The sequence below is a fragment of the Pseudoalteromonas sp. G5_S1_14_S5 genome, assembly GCF_054968605.1.
Genome location: NZ_JBQKUM010000302.1, coordinates 1 through 205, shown reverse-complemented (window position 1 = coordinate 205; position 205 = coordinate 1). Strand labels below are relative to the sequence as shown.

Here is a 205-nt window from a genome sequence, read left to right as displayed (position 1 = left end):
GCTCAACCAATGATCGAACGATTTTTGTAGCCTGTGCATTCGCCGTAAGTACCGTGAATAATCCAATTCACCTTGCTCATAACGATGTCGAGTATGGAAGAGAACATTCGTCAGAAGACATAGGTGCCTTCCTATATAAGAAGTATGCCCACCACCACTATAATCCGCCATTTTTTGAAGATTGCGCTTAACATGTGCCCAACAT

At 42.9% G+C, this 205-nt stretch carries 1 protein-coding gene; it reads left to right on the top strand.

The window, feature by feature from the left end; all coding sequences use genetic code 11:
- On the top strand, positions 1–191 hold a 191-nt coding region (locus ACTRWI_RS22975), incomplete at its 5' end, for a hypothetical protein (RefSeq protein WP_499133976.1).
- Positions 192–205 lie beyond the last annotated feature (14 nt).